We start from the raw sequence: 15,747 nt of genomic DNA, 5'->3' as shown, positions 1-15,747 counted from the left end.
TCCGGCGCCGGCCGCGGAGCCCGCCACCCGGCGAGGCTGTCCTCTCCACACCCGGTCGCCGACGTTGTGGCGCCGCGGCCGGCATCATGGGCGGGCCTTCCCCTGACAACCGAATCCCCCTTCCCCCGCACCAACGAACAAGCGAGAAGACGAGAACATGGACATCCTGCTGAACTCCGGCGCGGCGCTCGCCTACGGCATCGCTGGCATGCTGGTCATGGTCCTGGGCTACCTGCTGGTGGACCTCATCACCCCGGGCCGGCTGCACCGGCTCATCTGGGAGGAGCAGAACCGCAACGCCAGCCTCATCGTCTCGGCCAACACCCTCGGCGTGGCGATCGTCGTTGTCACGGCGATCTTCGCGAGCGAGGAGGGCCTGGCCATGGGGCTGGTGACCACCGTGGCCTACGGGGTGGTCGGCGTGCTCATGATGACCGCGTCGTTCCTGCTCATCGATCTGCTGACCCCCGCAAAGCTGGGCATCGTCCTCAGCGGTACCCAACTGCACCCCGCCGCCTGGGTGAACGCGTCCGCGCACATCGCGGTGGCGCTGGTCATCGCAGCGGCGATCTCCTGATGTCCGAACCGGTCGCCGCCCCCGATGAGGCGCGCCGGGCGGGCCGGGCCGGACCGCGCCTCCCCGTCCCGCCGCGGCTGGCCCGCGTCCTCGTGCTGATCGCGGTCTTCATCTGCGCCGCGTGCGGTCTCGTCTACGAGCTGGCGCTGGTCGCGATCGGCAGCTACCTGCTCGGCAACACCATCACCCAGGCCTCGGTCGTGCTGAGTGTCATGGTGTTCGCGATGGGCGTCGGCTCCCTGGCGTCCAAGCGGCTGCAGGCACGGCCGGCGCTGGCGTTCGCGGTGATCGAGGGGCTGCTGTCGCTCATCGGCGGCCTGTCGGTGCTGTTGCTGTACGCGGCGTTCGCGTGGTTCTCGCTGTACGTACCGGCGCTGGTGCTCCTGGCGTTCACGATAGGTGCGCTTATCGGAGCGGAGATCCCGCTGCTGATGACCCTGATCCAGCGCATCCGCAGGCAGGACGCGTCCAGCGCGGTCGCCGACCTGTTCGCCGCCGACTATGTGGGCGGCCTCATCGGCGGGCTGGCGTTCCCGTTCCTGCTGCTGCCGCTGTTCGGGCTGCCGAAGGGCGCCCTCATGGTGGGCGCGCTCAACGCCGTCGTGGGTGTCGCGGTTGTGCTGTGGCTGTTCCGCACGGACCTGGCCTCCTGGACGCGGCTACTGCTGAGCGGCGGTCTGACCGTGATCCTCGTACTGCTCGCGCTGACCCTGTTCGCCTCTGACCGGTTCGAGCTGAGCGCGCGCCAGGCGCTCTACCGCGACCCGGTCGTGCACGCGGAACGCACGGACTACCAGGAGATCGTGGTCACCGAGTCGCTCGACGGCCAGGATGTGCGCCTCTTCCTGAACGGCGACCTCCAGTTCTCCTCCCGCGACGAGTACCGCTACCACGAGTCGCTGGTACACCCGGCCATGACCGGCGAGCACGCGAACGTGCTGCTGCTCGGCGGGGGCGACGGCCTGGCGCTCCGGGAAATCCTGCGCTACGACGACGTTTCCAGCGTCACGCTCGTGGACCTGGACCCCGAAGTCGTCAAGCTCGCCCGGACCGACCCGACCATGCGGGACCTGAACGACGACGCGCTGCGCGACCCCCGGGTCGACGTGGTCAACGCCGACGCGTTCAACTGGCTGCGCGAGAACGGGCAACGGTTCGACGTCGTCATCGGCGACCTCCCCGACGGCCAGGACGTCGCCACCGCCAAGCTGTACACCGTGGAGTTCTACACGCTGCTGCGTGCGGCCCTGGCCCCCGGCGGGCGCACCGCCATCCAGGGCGGCTCACCGTACTTCGCCCCGGAGGCCTACTGGAGTGTGGGCAACACGCTCGAGGAGGCGGGCCTGGCCAACACTCCCTACAACGTGGACGTACCGAGCTTCGGCAACTGGGGGTTCTTCCTCGCCTCCGCCGACGGCGCCCCCGAGCTCACGCTGGCCGAGGACCGTCCGAACCTCCGGTTCCTCGACCGCGGGGTGCTGCGCGCCGCGGAGGTCTTCCCCAAGGACCGCCGTCCCGAAGACGCCCCTCAGGCCTCCAGCCTGTTGCATCCGCACATCATCAGCTACCACCAGCGAGGCTGGCAGGGGTACTGACCAGCGCCCCCCACCTGCCACCGGCGGGTGCTCAGCGCTTGACGGCGACCCCGGAGGTCTCCCAGATCAGGGTTTCGGGGTCAGCGGGACGGGGCTCGGGGGGTTTGTCCCCGTTGCGCCAGGTGGAGCACTCCACCGGAACCGCGGGAAACGAGCCGTCGGAACTGGGCGATACCAGCTCCACCGCTTCGAAGACCCTCGCGGCCTCCTCGGGGGTGCGCACCCGCCCCCAGGTGACTCCCATCGAGTGCACGCGCTCGGTGAACGCGCGTGCCGCGCCCTCGTCGTCGGAGACGAAAGCCGAGAAAACCAGCCAGGAGCCCGGCGCCAGGCGGTCGACGTAGGCCCGCATCGCCCCGAAGGGGTCCTGCTCATCGGGGATACAGTGCAGCAGGCCGACCAGCATCAGGCACACCGGCTCGGAGAGGTCGATCAGGCGCTGGGTGTCCTCCGATTCGAGCACTTTCTCGACATCGGTGAGGTCGGCGGTGGTCACGGACGTGGTCTTGTTGTCGGCCAGGATCGCCCGGCCGTGGGCCAGCACGATGGGGTCGTGGTCGACGTAGACCACACGGGCGTCCGGATGCGTGCGCTGGGCGATCTCGTGGGTGTTCTCAGCGGTCGGCAACCCCGAACCCAGGTCGAGAAACTGGCGCACCCCGGCCTGGGCCACATGGTTCACGCCCCGGGCGAGGAAAGCCCGGTTGATCTGCGCCTGGCTGAGAATTCCCGGGTTGGATTCTTCCAGTTGCAGCGCGGCCTGCCGGTCAACCTCGAAGTTGTCCTTGCCGCCGAGCGCGGCGTCGTATATCCGCGCGGCCGTGGGAACGCTCATGTCGAGCTCGGGTGGGAAGGGCGCCGGGTTGTTGCCGCTGCGCTCAACGGAATCGCGATCCGACACGCGGCCCCCAAAGCTCGAAATGCGCACATCCCCTGTGCCGCAAGGCCTCCACAACTTTACGTTTTGCACTATAACCGCTGTTGAGACACCCGTGAACCAGCTTTGCGACCAATTGAGTGTTCTGGGTGGGTGATAGTGCGTCTGTGCGAATCGGCGCCAATGCGCGCACTGGCGGCACCGGCAGGCCCACCCCCTCGGCGGGCCTGCGTGGAAGAGCGCCGCGTGGCCGACGGCTTTCGGGTTGGTGGGCGGCCACGCGGCGGACCAGGCGAGGAGGGGTGGAAGGACACACGCCAATGGTCCTCTGAGATTGCTCCACCCACGCGGACGACGCGCCGATAGCGCTCGCGGCGGACCAAAACGTCCCGGTGGGGACAGCGGGCCACGCAGTGCCCGAGTAGCCTTGAAACCCCACCTATCCGGTGTCTCACCACGTTCTTACTCGCGGCGCGCATCATGGGTAGCCAGATACTAGAAGAAGCGCACAGCGGGTGACGATTCCGGAGGACCACATGAGCGCGACCGACCACACCGGCGGTGGCCGCGAGGAAGGGCAGCCCGACGCTGCTGCCTCCCCCGCAACAGGTCCGCAGCCCCAGTGGGCCGCGGCCGACAGCGGCACACAGGTGTTCAGCGCGACCCCGGGAGCCCCGCAGCCGCCCGAAGGGGGGCAGCACATCCCCGGCGGGCCCGGCGGTGGCGGCTACGCCGGTGGCGAGTACGGAGCTGGCGGCTACGCCCCAGGCGGGCCGCCGGGCGGGTTCGGCCCCCCACCGCAGGCCCCCAACGCGGCGGCACCGGTCCCGCCACCCGGGAACCACAACCGCGGGGGACGCGGCAAGGTGCTGCTCATCGCGGCCGTCACGGCGCTGGTCACCAGCCTGATCGTGGGGCCGGTCGCAACCGTGCTGACCATGCAGTTGACGGGCTCCGGGCAGCCGCTCAGCTCCCTTGGGGGCCAGACGAGCTCCAGGTCCACCGGTGATGTCAGCGAGGTCGCCGATGCGGCACTGCCCAGCGTGGTCTCCATCCAGGCCGGGCAGAGCGGTGGCAGCGGCGTCATCATCAGCTCCGACGGCCAGATCCTGACCAACGCGCACGTCGTCTCCCAGGCGGCGGAGGAGGACGCGGTACGGGTCCAGTTCAACGACGGGGAGGAAGCCTCAGCGGAGCTCCTCGGCGCCGACCCCGTCTCGGACCTCGCGGTGCTGCAGGCCGAAGGGCAGAGCGGCCGCACCCCGGCGGTGTTCGGCGACTCCGACAAGGTCGAGGTGGGCGCGGACGTCGTCGCCATCGGCTCGCCCCTGGGGCTGTCGGGAACCGTGACCTCCGGCGTGGTCAGCGCGCTCGACCGGCCAGTGAACACCGGCGTCGTGGAACAGCAGGAGCCGGGCCAGGAAGGCGGGGAGGAGGAGCAGCCGATCCCGGGCTTCCCGTTCGAGGAACCGGACGAGCAGGAGTCGGAACCGCAGGCCCGGACGTCAACGGTCATCAACGCCATCCAGGCCGACGCGCCGATCAACCCCGGCAACTCCGGCGGCCCGTTGATGAACATGAACGGTGAGGTCATCGCGATCAACACCGCCATCGCCGGCACCGGGGACCAGATGGGCGGCGGTTCCGGCTCGATCGGCCTCGGGTTCTCCATCCCGATCAACCAGGCGCAGCCAATCGCCGAGCAGTTGGTCGAGGACGGACAGGCCGACTACGCCGCCATCGAGGCCACCATCACCGGCACGCAAGACGGCAGTGGCGCGGAGGTCGTCGAGGTCTCCGAGGACGGCGCGGCGGCACAGGCCGGCATTGAGGAGGGCGACGTCATCACCGGGATCGACGGTGAGGAGATCAGCGACCCGGACAAGCTGATCGCGATGGTGCGCTCCTACCAGCCCGGCGACAAGATCACCGTCAGCTACGAACGCGGGGGCGACACCGAGGAGGCCACGCTGACCCTGTCCGCGCAGTCGGCCGAGAGCATCGGCGAGTAACGCCGAGACCGCCGCGAGGGCGCCCGTCCTCGTCCTCGCAGCGGTGCCGTGCCCGCCTCGTCTCGGGGGATGCGAGGCGGGCACGGTGGTGTCGGGTACCTGCTCAGCCACCCCCGTCCGGTGCTGGCCGCGGATGGTTGCACGGCCAACGGGGGCGGCGAGGACGGTTGAGGGGCCAGGCCCCGAGGCCGCACCTGGTGCCCGATGGTGGCGCACGCAACGAGGGCAGCGAGGACGGCGGATGGCCCGGGGTGGCGGTCATCGGTGCGGTGGGCGGGAGGTGGCGTGTCCAACGGGGGCGGCGAGGTTCCTCCGGTCCCGCAGGAGCGGCCCCGGGGGTGTGTCAGTACTCCCGCTCGGTGGCGGGGCGCATCGAGGGTGTCCGAGGAGTCATTCTCGGCGCTGAACATGTCCGCACGGTCAGGCTCGATGCGGAACCCGTACCGGTCGTGACCGTTTCGCCGGGTTTCGTTCGGAATCTGACGCCACGGCCCCGATCGAGGGGCCCGTCTCGGACGAACGCCCTGCCGTTGGGCGCGTCACCACCGGGGGCCGGCCCACCCACCGTCCTCGCCGCTCTCGTCGGACGCCGCACCACGTGCCCAGCGCAACGATGGGCACCAAATCGGGCGCCCGCTCATCCCAGCACCCCCGAAGCTCCACTGTGGTAGGAATCCCCGGGACCCGGGGAACGGATGTCAATCCGGCGGTGTGGCTCAGTACTGCCCTGGCGTGTCCCCATCATGGGACGATGAGGGCGGCAGCGCGAACCCCACGACGGCGCCGCCGTCCGCGCGGTTGTAGGCGAAGACGTCGCCCCCGTGCTCCCGAGCGATGTCCTGCACCATGGACAGCCCAAGCCCGGAACCGGGCAGGCTGCGCGCCGAGGTCGCGCGGTAGAACCGCTCGAACACGTGCCCCAGCTCAGCGGGGTCGATCCCCGGGCCGCGGTCGCGAACCTCGACCCGCCCCTCGCGGATGGCGATCTCGATCGGTGTGCTGCCCTCGGGATCGAACTTCACCGCGTTCTCCACCGGATTGGTCATCGCGCGCTCCAGCTCCTGCGGCCGGCCGTAGACGACGGTGTCGTCGGCGTCGACCACAACGTCGCGACCGGTGCGCCGGTGCGCGCGCTCCGCGGCGTGCTCGGCGACCTTCCGCAGTGCCACATGCTGCCAGGGCTCGTTCGCGCGCCGCTCGGTGGCCAGCTCCACCAGCTCGTTGACCAACTCGGTCAGCTCGCGTGTCTCCCCCTGCAGGTCCTCCACCAGGCGCTCGCGGGCTTCGGGCGAGAGCCGGTCGAAGCGCCGCATGACGCTGACGTTCGTGCGCAGGCTGGTGAGGGGGGTCCGCAGTTCGTGTGAGGCGTTCTGCACCAGGCGGTGCTGCTCCTCCCTGGCGGCGGCGAGGCGCCCCAGCATGGCGTCGAACGCCTTACCGAGCCGGCCGACCTCGTCCTTGCCGCCGCTGCCATCGTCCCGCGCGACCAGGTCAAGGCGCCCGGTCGAACTGACGTACTCCGCGGTCTCGGTGAGCCGCACCAACCGCCCGGTGACCCGCCGGCCCACGAGCCACCCGGCGAGCCCGGCGCCGGCCAGCACTACCAGGGCGACCCAGGACACCTGCAGGGCGAGCCGGTCGAGCAACTGCTCGACCGGGGACAACCGCTGGCCGACCTGGATCGCGCCGGCTCCGTCCCCGATCGACACGGTCGCGATCCGGTACTCCTCGTCGTTGGTGGCGGTGGCCTCGCGGGTGTGCACGACTCCGGACCGGGGCTCGGCCGCCACTTCGCGGTCCTCGGCCTCGACCGGGAGCACCTCCGGGTCGTTCTTTCCGGTGACCGGAACCGCGATCTCGCCGTCGGGCTTGAGCCCTTGGAACGCGAACGTGTCCGAGTGCACAAAACTGAGCGCGCCGCTGTCGCCGGGGCCACCGTAGTGCTGGTTGCGCAGGTCACTGGAGAGGCTCTCTACCGTGGTGTCGAACTCCTCCTGCGCGTCAGCACGCACCAGGAACGCCGCGGTGTTGTAGGCGAGCGATCCCACCAGGGCGACGACAGCGGCGGCCACGAGCGCGAACGACACCGCGAACTTGGTGCCCAGCCGCAGCTCGGACCAGGACGTCGCCAGGTTCGGGAACCACGTCCTGCGCCCGGTAGCGTTCCGCGTCCGCCCCGTCATCTCGATCGCCACACAACGGTACTCACTGGGTCGACTGCGGCCGCAGGGTGTAACCGACCCCGCGCACCGTCTGGATCAGCGTGGGCGTGCCCTCGGGTTCGAGTTTGCGGCGCAGGTAGCTGATGTAGACCGCGAGGTTCTTGGACTCTGGTCCGAAGTCGTAGCCCCAGATGCGGTCGTAGATCGTCGTGTGGTCGAGCACGATCCCCGCGTTCCGGGCCAGCAGTTCGAGCAGGTCGAACTCGGTCTTGGAGAGCTCGACCTCGTTGCCGCCGCGCCACACGCGGCGCGCGCCGGGATCCAGCCGCAGGTCGCCTACCTGGAGCGGAGGCTCGGGGCGGCCGTCCTCGGTGACCGGCGTGGCACGGCGCAGCAGTGCCCGCAGTCGAGCGAACAGCTCGTCAAGCTCGAACGGTTTGGGCAGGTAGTCGTCGGCCCCGGCGTCGAGCCCGGCGACCCGGTCGGACGTCTCGACGCGGGCGGTGAGCATCAGGATGGGGGTGCGGTTGCCTTCCGCGCGCAGCACCTGGCACACCCCGAGCCCGTCAACGCTGGGCATCATGACGTCGAGGACGAGCAGGTCCACCGGTTCGGCGTGCACGGCCGCCAGCGTCTCCACACCGTCGTGGGCCGTCAGTACCTCGTAACCTTCGAGCTCCAGGGCTCGTTCGAGGGAGTCGCGGATGGCCCGGTCATCATCGGCGACGAGCACGCGGCACGCTGAGCTGGTCATAACAACCATCCTGGCCTACGCGGGTTAGCCGACGGTAAGAGGAAACAAGTACCACCGTAAGACACGCGAACCCGTGTCCTGCTCCTTTACCCCGCCACCACCTTGGCGGGCCGCCCTGGCGGGTCAGGCCGTCCGGCGTGCTCCGGCGCCGTTCGCGTCCGCCGCGCTCTCGGCCGGCAGGGCACGGCGCGCGCCGCTACCCCGGCGGTCGGCGGGCACAACGAGGGGTGTGTGCGACTCCGGATCCGTGATGACCTGGACGGGCAGCCCGAAGACCTCCTGGACCAGCTCGGCGGTGACAATCTCCGACGGCGCGCCCTCAGCGGCGACCTGGCCGTCCTTCATCGCGATCAGGTGGGTGGCGTACCGGCAGGCGTGGTTCAGGTCGTGCAGCACCGCCACCAGGGTGTACTCGCGCTCGACGTGCAACTGGGCGCACAGGTCGAGCACGTCCATCTGGTGGGCGATGTCGAGGTAGGTGGTCGGCTCGTCGAGGAGCAGCAGCGGGGTCTGCTGGGCCAGCACCATGGCGAGCCACACCCGTTGCCGCTGGCCGCCGGAGAGCTCGTCGACGACCCGGTCGGCCAGATCGCGCACCCCGGTGGCCTCCATGGCCTCGTCGATCATGCGCTCGTCGGTGCGCGACCACTGCTTCAGGAACTTCTGGTGCGGGTAGCGCCCGCGGGCCACCAGGTCGGCGACGGTGATGCCGTCCGGTGCCACCGAGGACTGCGGGAGAAGCCCGAGCCGGCGCGCGACCTCCTTGGACGGATAGGACCCGATGATCCGGCCGTCGAGGTGGACGGCGCCCGCCGCGGGTTTCATCATCCGCGACAACGCACGCAGCAAGGTCGACTTGCCGCACGCGTTGGGACCGACGATCACGGTGAACGAGTTGTCCGGGATGCTGATCCCGAGATTCCGGGAGATGACGCTCTGGTCGTACGCGAGCGTCAGGTTCTCCCCCCGCAGCCGCGACAGTTCGGACATGTGTGCTCCCTCGGCGATCCTCGTGGTCGGGGCCCGGCCGAGTGCCGTTCCCCCGGTAGAGGCTACTGCCGAGGCCCATGGGCCGGAAGACCGGGGATCGCGGTCGGGTTCCGCAGGGGCGGCGGATGGGCCGGCCCCAGTAATCGCTCCTGGTATGCCCGAATTGTTGGCAGTCTGGGCGTTGGTCTTGAGGGTCGCGTTCCTTCATCGCGCGATGAAGGAACGCGACCCTCAAGATCTATTGAGGTGATCTCAGCGAGTATCACGTGAGTCAGAGCGCCTCGGCGGACATCGCTCGGAACAGCTGTCCGCCTATGAAAATCCCTCCCATGATCGGCTGAAGCACGACGAGCGCGAGGGCGAGCGCGGGCAGCACGATGGTGTGGAGCCGATGCCCGCCCGTACCGTGGATGCCCTGCCCGAAGGCCCGGCCTGTCACTTCGAGCAATACCGCCTTCAACGGCACTGCCGTCACAGAGCGATGCACACCAATAGTCACCGGCCAACTCGCCGGACGGCTCCACGGAGCGACGCGGCCGCCCCAGAAACCGATCCGGGAGCCGACTTCGGGTACCGCCCATGTTCGGACACGCAGCGCCCTGCCTGCGTTCGCCCCCGCCGCGGCGGGCTCTCAGTCCGGCGGGCCGGTGCCCCGCATCTCCTCGTTGATCCGCCGGGCCTCCTCCAGCTGGTCCTGCAGGATCACGATCTTGCACGCCGCCTCGATCGGCGTCCCCTCATCGACCAGTTCCCGGGCCCGGACCGCGATACGCAACTGGTAGCGGGAGAAGCGCCGGTGCCCGCCCGCCGAGCGCAGCGGCTCGATCAACCCGGCCTCGCCCAGAGCGCGAAGGAACGCCGGCGTCGTGCCGACCAGCTCCGCGGCCCGGCCCATGGTGTAGGCGGGAAAGTCGTCGTCATCAAGCCGATCATCGGCGTCGGAACCGGTCACAGCACCTCGTCAACGTCTCCGTGAGCACGTCGAGGGCCCCGGCGCCATTGCGGCGCCGGGGCCCGAGAGTTCAACACCATCTACCTACCGGCCCCAGCAGGGCCGATCTGCCGATTCCCGTAGAACCTACTGCGCCGGGAATGCGGGGATCGCGGTTGTCTGACCGTGCATCACCTTCTTCCGAACCAGGGTCCTGCGGTACCCGCGCGGCGACGTTCCTCGCGCGGGCGATCCTGATGGCATCTGCTCCTCTCGTCCTCACAACCTGCAACTGCCTCTACTTCGCTACTGCCGGACCGCCATGACCTGCGGTCCTGTGTACTACCGGCCCCCGGCGCCTTACCGCACGTGCGCGCCGGTCGAGCCGACCTGCTCTTACTGCTGCGGCCTCCCCCGCGAGGGCGGAACGCCGGTGGTGCACTTGCGCTTCTTCGTTCCACCTGCGGTGGTCCTGCCAGGCGGCCTCCGGACGCGTTCTCGATACCTCATCCAGCGCCGGAACGCCCTTGTGTACTGCTGCTCCCCCCGTGGCGGCGGGAAGCCTCCTGCGGTTCTGCGACTGCGTGTACTGCGTACTGCTGTACTACCGGCCCCCGGTGCTCTTACGCCCGCACCGGTCGGGCCGACCTGCTCCGCCGGTGCCTACCGGCGGTCACCTGCAGCCCGTCTGCTCGGCTGCGACAGAAAAATTAGCAGCAACTGCCACGCATGTCTACTCCGGCCACTACAGTTTTTCGCGTGTCCCGCAGCCATGAATCCTCCCCTCCCCAGGCCGGCGGCCCAGCCTGCCCGAATCAGTCCCCAGGGCGGAGTAAGTCCTCCTCCACGTCCGCGCTGTCCGCGCCGGTGAACGCGTAGTGCCGCAGGAAGCCGATGCGGTGGCAGCCGATGAGCGAGAGCGGCCGCAGGGAAGCTTTCGGCACGCAGCCGCCCCGAAGGGGCGCCTCGGGGCGTCGCGCCTGTCCGCTCGGTTCTGGCGAGGCCGGTGAGCACACGCGCGGAATCCGCATCTGTTCCTCGCCCGCCCACCCCGATGCCGGGGAAACGGCGGAGGCTCCAGTCGAGAGCCGAGACCGGGGCCGCGGATCCGCCTGTCCTGCTGTTGCCGTGCGCGGCAGTCTCGCCCGGGCTCACCCATCGGGTCGGGAGCGGGCGATCTGGGCGTTCAGTTCGGCCCCGAGCAACACCGCCAGCGCGGTCACATACAGGAACAGCAGGGCCGCGGCAGGCGCCGCCAGTACGCCATAAGCGGCGTTGCCCGCGATCACCAGCGACATGAACAACCGCAGCGTCATGCTGCCACCCAGCCACAGCAGCATCGCGAGCACCGCACCGGGCACCTCGCGCCGCCAGCGGCCGCGTACCGGGGTCGCCGCACGATAGAGGACGACCAGCAGCCCTGTGCAGAGCACGATGAGAACGGGCCAGTAGCCCACGCTGACCAGCGGCCCGACGACCGGGCGGGCGTCTGCGGGTGTGGCGGCGAGGATCCAGTCGGGAGTCGCGACCAGCAGCGGCAGCACGAGGGCTCCGGAGCCCAGCGCTCCCAGGTAGAGGGCGAAGGCCAGCGCCCGGGCTCGAAGCGCCGGGCGAAGATCGTGCATCCCATAGGCGATGGTGATGGCGTTGACATAGGTGTTCATCGCCGCCGAACCGCTCCACAACGCGAGCAGGAAGCCGGCCGAAACGATCTCGCCGCGTCCGTGGCGCAGCACATCGGCCAGGACCGGGTCGATGACCTCCTCAACGGCGGAAGGCGCCAGGACATGCCCGGCCACCGTCAGGATCCAGGTTTCGACCTCGCTCACCGTACCCGCGCCGAACAGCGAGGGCAGGTACCCGATGGCGGCCACCAGGACCAGCAGCAAGGGGGTCAGGGACAGCAGCGCCCAGAATCCGGCCTCGGCCGCCAGCCCGAGAACCCGGTCCGCCCAGGCTCGGCGGAGGGTCCTGGCAGCCAGCCGCCGCACCCGACGCGCCCCCTCGCCGAACAGGCGAGCGAGTCCGTGGCCGGAGCGCTTTCCGGCGGCCGCCGCACGTGGTGCGGTGCCCGGATCCTCCACCGGTGATGTGGCGGGTCGAGGGGGCCGCCGGGCCCGGAGGGGCCCAGTGCGCCGTGCGTCCAGGAATCCTCGGAGGCGGGTTGTCACGGCCGGGCCGCGGGAGGTCATTGCCTGCGGCGAACGCGGTGCCGGAGGCGGGTGAGGTGGGTGGCGGCCAGGATCAGCGTGATCACGATTCCGGCGACCATCGCGATAAGCAGCGCGATCGCCAGGGGCAGTTCGCCGCGGAGGCCCAGGAAGGAGACTTCGACCTGAGCGGTGTTGCTGAGGAGGAACACGATGAGGACGACGGCGAGCAGCACGACGGCCACCATCGCGGCCCACACCCCGCCGGCGCGTGTCGCAGCAGCGGGCTCCTGGCGCGGCTCCGGTGCCCCTGCCGTATCCGGATCCGGTCGCGCATGGGAAGACGGCCGGGACGTGGCCGTGGCGGGTCTGTCGCTGTCACCTTGGCGGTGGTGGGCGAACCAATGTCGGTTCGGCATGTCGCATACCCCCTGACGGAAGCCGGCGTGGCGGGGGCACCTCGGGGCGGGGATGTCGCCGATACCGGGTACCTCCGATTCTACGCCGTGGCGACCGCCCCAGCATGACCGCGATCCACAGCGCCCCTCCTGGCCGGAAGGGCGGTCAGCCGGGTGCGTCAGCCGCACGGCCGACGCACCGTGGACGCCCGAAGGAGAGACGGCCCCGGGATTCGGGACGCGTCATCGGGTACAGGCGGTCGTAGATGCGCCCGCGCTGCGTACCGGCGCGTTACGCGCGCGGCGCCTGTCCTGCCCCTTCTGCGTCAGGCCGCCAAACAAGGGCTGATCGTCCTGGCCGACCTGGGCTATGAGGGCGCCGGCGCCGGCGTTCGTGTTCCCGTCAAACGCCCCGGCTCCATCAATCCCGAACGCCTCAGCGCTGACAACAAGACCGCCAACCTGCTACTTCGCGGCATACGCGCCATCGGTGAACGCGCCATGGCCCTGCTCGTCGGACGCTGGCGGCTCCTGAGACACACCACCAAGAGCCCTTCCCGGATCGGCGACCTCGTCAAAGCCGCCCTGGTACTGCACCACCTCGAAAAGCAAACTCGCTGAGATCACGTCATTGGTGCATGGTGGGGGTGCTGGGGTTGCTTCGACGGGAGTGGCTCTGGTGGGGCCGTGGGGTGACTCATTCAAGATCTGCCCACGTGTGTGTGGCTTGTCGCCGACCTGTCCACCGCGGCCCGAGCGCGGGGCTCAGGCGGTGACGAACGCGCTGGGGCGCCGGCCGTCCAGGCTGGCCCGGCCGTCGCGGTGCAGCCAGGCGAAACGGTCCGCGGGGCCGGGGTCCTTGTACTCCAGCCCGACCGTGCCCTGGTAACCGAGGTCGTGCAGGGCATCGAGGACCCGCGCATGGGCGATCTCCCCCGTCCCCGGCGCGCCGCGGCCCGGCGAGTCGGCGACCTGGACATGAGCGAGGTCGCCGGCGTGCCGCCGCATCGTGTCGATGAGATTCCCCTCCATCCGCTGCATGTGGTACGCGTCATAGAGCAGGCCCGGGCGCTCGCCGCTCGCCTCCTGCACGCGGTCGAGGACTCCCAGCGCGTGCTCGGTGCGCACCAGCGGGTAGCGCGGGCTCTCGAAGGAGTTCAGCGGCTCCACGACCACGGTCGCGACCCCCCGCGCCTCGGCCGCCGCGTACGCGAGGTTGTCCGCGGCGCACTCGTCCTGCTTCTCCGGGGAGACGCCGTCCTGCCGGTTGCCGTACAGGGCGTTGAGCACCCCGCAGCCGGTTCGGCGGGCGATCTCCACCGCCACGGGAACGTTCGCCCGGAAACGGGCGGTCCGATCGGGCTGGGAGACGAACCCTCGCTCGCCGTCGGGCAGCGAGCCGGCGTCGAAGTTCAGCCCGGTGAGCGCCACGCCGGCGTCGTCGAGAGCGGCGACGAACGCGTCCACGTCGGTGTCACCGGGCTCGGGGACACCGAACGGCCACCAACACTCCACCGCCTCGAAGCCGGCGGCGCGCGCCGCGGCGGGCCGCTCCAGCATCGCAACGGTGGTGAACAGCATCGACAGGTTGACGGCGAACCTCACGGCTCCTCCATGTATCTCGGTACCCGCGCGCCGCCCGGGCCCCCGGGCGGCGCGTCCCCGTGGGGGTCAGGGCAGCGGCATGCTGAACGCGTGCGGGATGGCGACGCCGGTCAGCAGGGTGGCGACCACGGTCGTCGCCGCGATCGTGACCCAGCCGCCCGCGCGCACGAAGACGAAGCAGACGAGCAGGAACACACCGGTCACCACGGCGAACTGGATGACGCCGACCAACAGCCCGTACCCGGTTATCAGCGCGAACAGCACCACGACCCGCCGCGACTCCTCGCTGTGCCACATCTCGGCGAGGCGCGGCCCCACGCCCTTGAGCGCGCCGCGCAGCAGTGCACGCACGACCAGAATGGCGCACAGCACGCCGATGGTCAGGCAGGCGAGGAACGGTGTGAATCCCGGGCTGGTGAGCAGGCCGAGCTGGCCGCGACGGGGCATCCCGAGCGACTCCCAGCCCGCCCACACGCACACGGCGATGATGACCAGGCCGACCGCGAGATCACCCGCGGCGCGGGCCGGCGCCTGTGCGCCGGCCCGCTCGTCCGCGGTCCGCTCCGTCACTGCAGTCCCTCAGGCCACTCAGCGGCCTCCTCGGCACGCTGGTGCGGCGGCCACTCGTACTCCTCGATCGTCGGAATGTCGAGCTCCGCCGGGTCCCTTTCGGTCATGCCCAGCCCGTCCAGCGCCCACGCGCGGCTGGACTCGACGCGCGCCATGACGTCGTCGGAGTCCTGGCCCGCCGTGAAGTCGACCACGCCGCCCAGCTCGCCCTCGTACATCTCCACGAAACGGTCCTGCTCGGTGGCGTACTGCACGGACTCCGAGAGGCGCTCGACCACCTCCGGCGGGGTGTCGCGCGGCACATAGACGCCGAACCAGGGGTTGATCGCCGTCTGCTCGGCCAGCTCCGGGTAACTGTCGGTGATCGGCGGGATCTCGGTCCCGGCCACTTCGACCGGCTCCTCGTACAGGTTGACCAGCGGGCGCGCGTCGTCGGACTCAACGAGGTTCAGGATGTCGCCGAGGGTGACGGAGACGAAGTCCACCTCGCCGGAGACGAGGTACTGGCCCGCTTCGCTGCCGCCGTCGTAGGGCACGTGCTCCGCCTCGGTGCCGGTCTCCTCGGTGAGCAGCTCACCGAAGATGTGGCCGTTGCTGCCGGGGCCGGGCGTGCCGTAGCGCATCGAGGAGTCGTCCTCCATGGCCTCGACCAGGTCCTCCACGGTCTCGTACTCGCTGTCGGCCGGCACGTAGATCGTCGTGGGGGACGGCCCGGCCAGCAGCGCGTAGAACGACTCCCACGACGCGTCGGACTGCTCCATCACCTGCCACATGCCGGCGACACTGGCCCCACCGAAGACGGAGTAGCCGTCGGCGTCCTTATTCGACACCTGGGAGGCGCCGACACCGCCGGTGGCGCCCTCGACGTTGGTGATCTGCACCGCAACGCCCAGGTCCTCCTCCATCTCCTTGGCGAGGCCGCGGGTGGTGAGGTCGGAGCTTCCGCCGGCCGACCAGCCCACCGTCAGCTCGATCGGGCGGCTGGGGAACGCGTCGGCCGCGTCGCCGCCGTTGGCGCAGCCCGCCAGCGGCAGCAGGAGCGCCGTGGCGCCCGCGGTGGCGGTACGGATCGGTCGGATGGCGCGCACAGGGGGATGGCTGTTGTTCGTCATTCTCGCTCCAGGGG

General features: G+C 70.2%; 16 protein-coding genes. 4 read left to right on the top strand and 12 right to left on the bottom strand.

Translation table 11 applies throughout. The features are described 5' to 3' along the window. Positions 1-157 precede the first annotated feature (157 nt). Positions 158-577 (top strand): DUF350 domain-containing protein, encoded by a 420-nt coding sequence (locus tag F4561_RS01760; RefSeq protein ID WP_184574113.1) that lies wholly within the window; start codon positions 158-160, stop codon positions 575-577. Further along, a complete protein-coding gene (locus F4561_RS01755; protein ID WP_184574111.1) occupies positions 577-2,172 on the top strand; it encodes a polyamine aminopropyltransferase in 1,596 nt (531 codons plus the stop codon). Before F4561_RS01760 ends, F4561_RS01755 begins: the two co-directional genes overlap by 1 nt. Positions 2,173-2,203: 31 nt before the next feature. On the opposite strand, the gene F4561_RS01750 is transcribed toward F4561_RS01755, so the two are convergent. Then, positions 2,204-3,007 (bottom strand): SAM-dependent methyltransferase, encoded by an 804-nt coding sequence (locus F4561_RS01750; protein WP_184583026.1) that lies wholly within the window; start codon positions 3,005-3,007, stop codon positions 2,204-2,206. Positions 3,008-3,564: 557 nt separating this feature from the next. On the opposite strand from F4561_RS01750, the gene F4561_RS01745 reads away from it, so the two are divergent. After that, on the top strand, positions 3,565-5,061 hold the full coding sequence (locus tag F4561_RS01745) for a S1C family serine protease (protein WP_312885096.1): 1,497 nt from the start codon (positions 3,565-3,567) through the stop codon (positions 5,059-5,061). 716 nt (positions 5,062-5,777) lie between these two features. On the opposite strand, the gene F4561_RS01740 is transcribed toward F4561_RS01745, so the two are convergent. The 8 genes from F4561_RS01740 to F4561_RS32230 all read right to left on the bottom strand — a co-directional run bounded on the left by F4561_RS01740 (position 5,778) and on the right by F4561_RS32230 (position 12,296). After that, on the bottom strand, positions 5,778-7,244 hold the full coding sequence (locus tag F4561_RS01740; protein ID WP_184583022.1) for a HAMP domain-containing sensor histidine kinase: 1,467 nt from the start codon (positions 7,242-7,244) through the stop codon (positions 5,778-5,780). A 22-nt stretch (positions 7,245-7,266) separates the two neighbouring features. Continuing rightward, positions 7,267-7,977, bottom strand: coding sequence for a response regulator transcription factor (locus F4561_RS01735; protein WP_376773617.1), 711 nt, complete (start codon positions 7,975-7,977; stop codon positions 7,267-7,269). Positions 7,978-8,100: 123 nt separating this feature from the next. Next, positions 8,101-8,967: an ABC transporter ATP-binding protein gene (locus F4561_RS01730; RefSeq protein ID WP_184574107.1), complete on the bottom strand. Its 867-nt coding sequence runs from the start codon at positions 8,965-8,967 to the stop codon at positions 8,101-8,103. A 271-nt stretch (positions 8,968-9,238) separates the two neighbouring features. Beyond that, positions 9,239-9,442, bottom strand: a complete 204-nt coding sequence (locus F4561_RS01725; protein WP_184574105.1) for a hypothetical protein — start codon at positions 9,440-9,442, stop codon at positions 9,239-9,241. Positions 9,443-9,598: 156 nt separating this feature from the next. Then, entirely contained in the window at positions 9,599-9,862 is a 264-nt protein-coding gene (locus tag F4561_RS01720) for a helix-turn-helix domain-containing protein (protein WP_184583020.1), read from the bottom strand. A gap of 851 nt (positions 9,863-10,713) precedes the next feature. Continuing rightward, the gene (locus tag F4561_RS33065; protein WP_281384009.1) at positions 10,714-10,842 is read right to left on the bottom strand and encodes a hypothetical protein; all 129 of its coding nucleotides are present in this window, start codon (positions 10,840-10,842) and stop codon (positions 10,714-10,716) included. Between the two features lie 207 nt (positions 10,843-11,049). Continuing rightward, entirely contained in the window at positions 11,050-11,889 is an 840-nt protein-coding gene (locus F4561_RS01715; protein ID WP_312885094.1) for a YihY/virulence factor BrkB family protein, read from the bottom strand. A 197-nt stretch (positions 11,890-12,086) separates the two neighbouring features. Continuing rightward, positions 12,087-12,296: a LapA family protein gene (locus F4561_RS32230; RefSeq protein ID WP_246437117.1), complete on the bottom strand. Its 210-nt coding sequence runs from the start codon at positions 12,294-12,296 to the stop codon at positions 12,087-12,089. Positions 12,297-12,620: 324 nt separating this feature from the next. Between F4561_RS32230 and F4561_RS33060 the strand changes: the two genes are divergently transcribed. Further along, positions 12,621-13,067, top strand: coding sequence for a transposase family protein (locus F4561_RS33060; RefSeq protein WP_184574100.1), 447 nt, complete (start codon positions 12,621-12,623; stop codon positions 13,065-13,067). A gap of 144 nt (positions 13,068-13,211) precedes the next feature. On the opposite strand, the gene F4561_RS01700 is transcribed toward F4561_RS33060, so the two are convergent. The 3 genes from F4561_RS01700 to F4561_RS01690 all read right to left on the bottom strand — a co-directional run bounded on the left by F4561_RS01700 (position 13,212) and on the right by F4561_RS01690 (position 15,733). Continuing rightward, positions 13,212-14,051 carry a hydroxypyruvate isomerase family protein gene (locus F4561_RS01700; protein WP_221445327.1) on the bottom strand — a complete coding sequence of 280 codons (840 nt, stop codon included), beginning with the start codon at positions 14,049-14,051 and terminating at the stop codon, positions 13,212-13,214. A gap of 66 nt (positions 14,052-14,117) precedes the next feature. Further along, positions 14,118-14,621 (bottom strand): tripartite tricarboxylate transporter TctB family protein, encoded by a 504-nt coding sequence (locus F4561_RS01695; RefSeq protein WP_184574098.1) that lies wholly within the window; start codon positions 14,619-14,621, stop codon positions 14,118-14,120. Further along, positions 14,618-15,733: a Bug family tripartite tricarboxylate transporter substrate binding protein gene (locus tag F4561_RS01690; RefSeq protein WP_184574096.1), complete on the bottom strand. Its 1,116-nt coding sequence runs from the start codon at positions 15,731-15,733 to the stop codon at positions 14,618-14,620. Before F4561_RS01690 ends, F4561_RS01695 begins: the two co-directional genes overlap by 4 nt. Positions 15,734-15,747 lie beyond the last annotated feature (14 nt).

The organism is Lipingzhangella halophila, from assembly GCF_014203805.1.
Lineage (GTDB): Bacteria > Actinomycetota > Actinomycetes > Streptosporangiales > Streptosporangiaceae > Lipingzhangella > Lipingzhangella halophila.
This window is presented reverse-complemented; position numbering and strand designations above follow the sequence as displayed.

Coding starts and splice junctions, on each gene's coding strand:
- F4561_RS01740 (WP_184583022.1), bottom strand. CDS start 7,244: ATGACGGGGCGGACGCGGAACGCTACCGGGCGCAGGACGTGGTTCCCG.
- F4561_RS01750 (WP_184583026.1), bottom strand. CDS start 3,007: ATGAGCGTTCCCACGGCCGCGCGGATATACGACGCCGCGCTCGGCGGC.
- F4561_RS01735 (WP_376773617.1), bottom strand. CDS start 7,977: ATGACCAGCTCAGCGTGCCGCGTGCTCGTCGCCGATGATGACCGGGCC.
- F4561_RS01730 (WP_184574107.1), bottom strand. CDS start 8,967: ATGTCCGAACTGTCGCGGCTGCGGGGGGAGAACCTGACGCTCGCGTAC.
- F4561_RS01760 (WP_184574113.1), top strand. CDS start 158: ATGGACATCCTGCTGAACTCCGGCGCGGCGCTCGCCTACGGCATCGCT.
- F4561_RS01755 (WP_184574111.1), top strand. CDS start 577: ATGTCCGAACCGGTCGCCGCCCCCGATGAGGCGCGCCGGGCGGGCCGG.
- F4561_RS01720 (WP_184583020.1), bottom strand. CDS start 9,862: ATGGGCCGGGCCGCGGAGCTGGTCGGCACGACGCCGGCGTTCCTTCGC.
- F4561_RS32230 (WP_246437117.1), bottom strand. CDS start 12,296: ATGGTGGCCGTCGTGCTGCTCGCCGTCGTCCTCATCGTGTTCCTCCTC.
- F4561_RS01690 (WP_184574096.1), bottom strand. CDS start 15,733: ATGACGAACAACAGCCATCCCCCTGTGCGCGCCATCCGACCGATCCGT.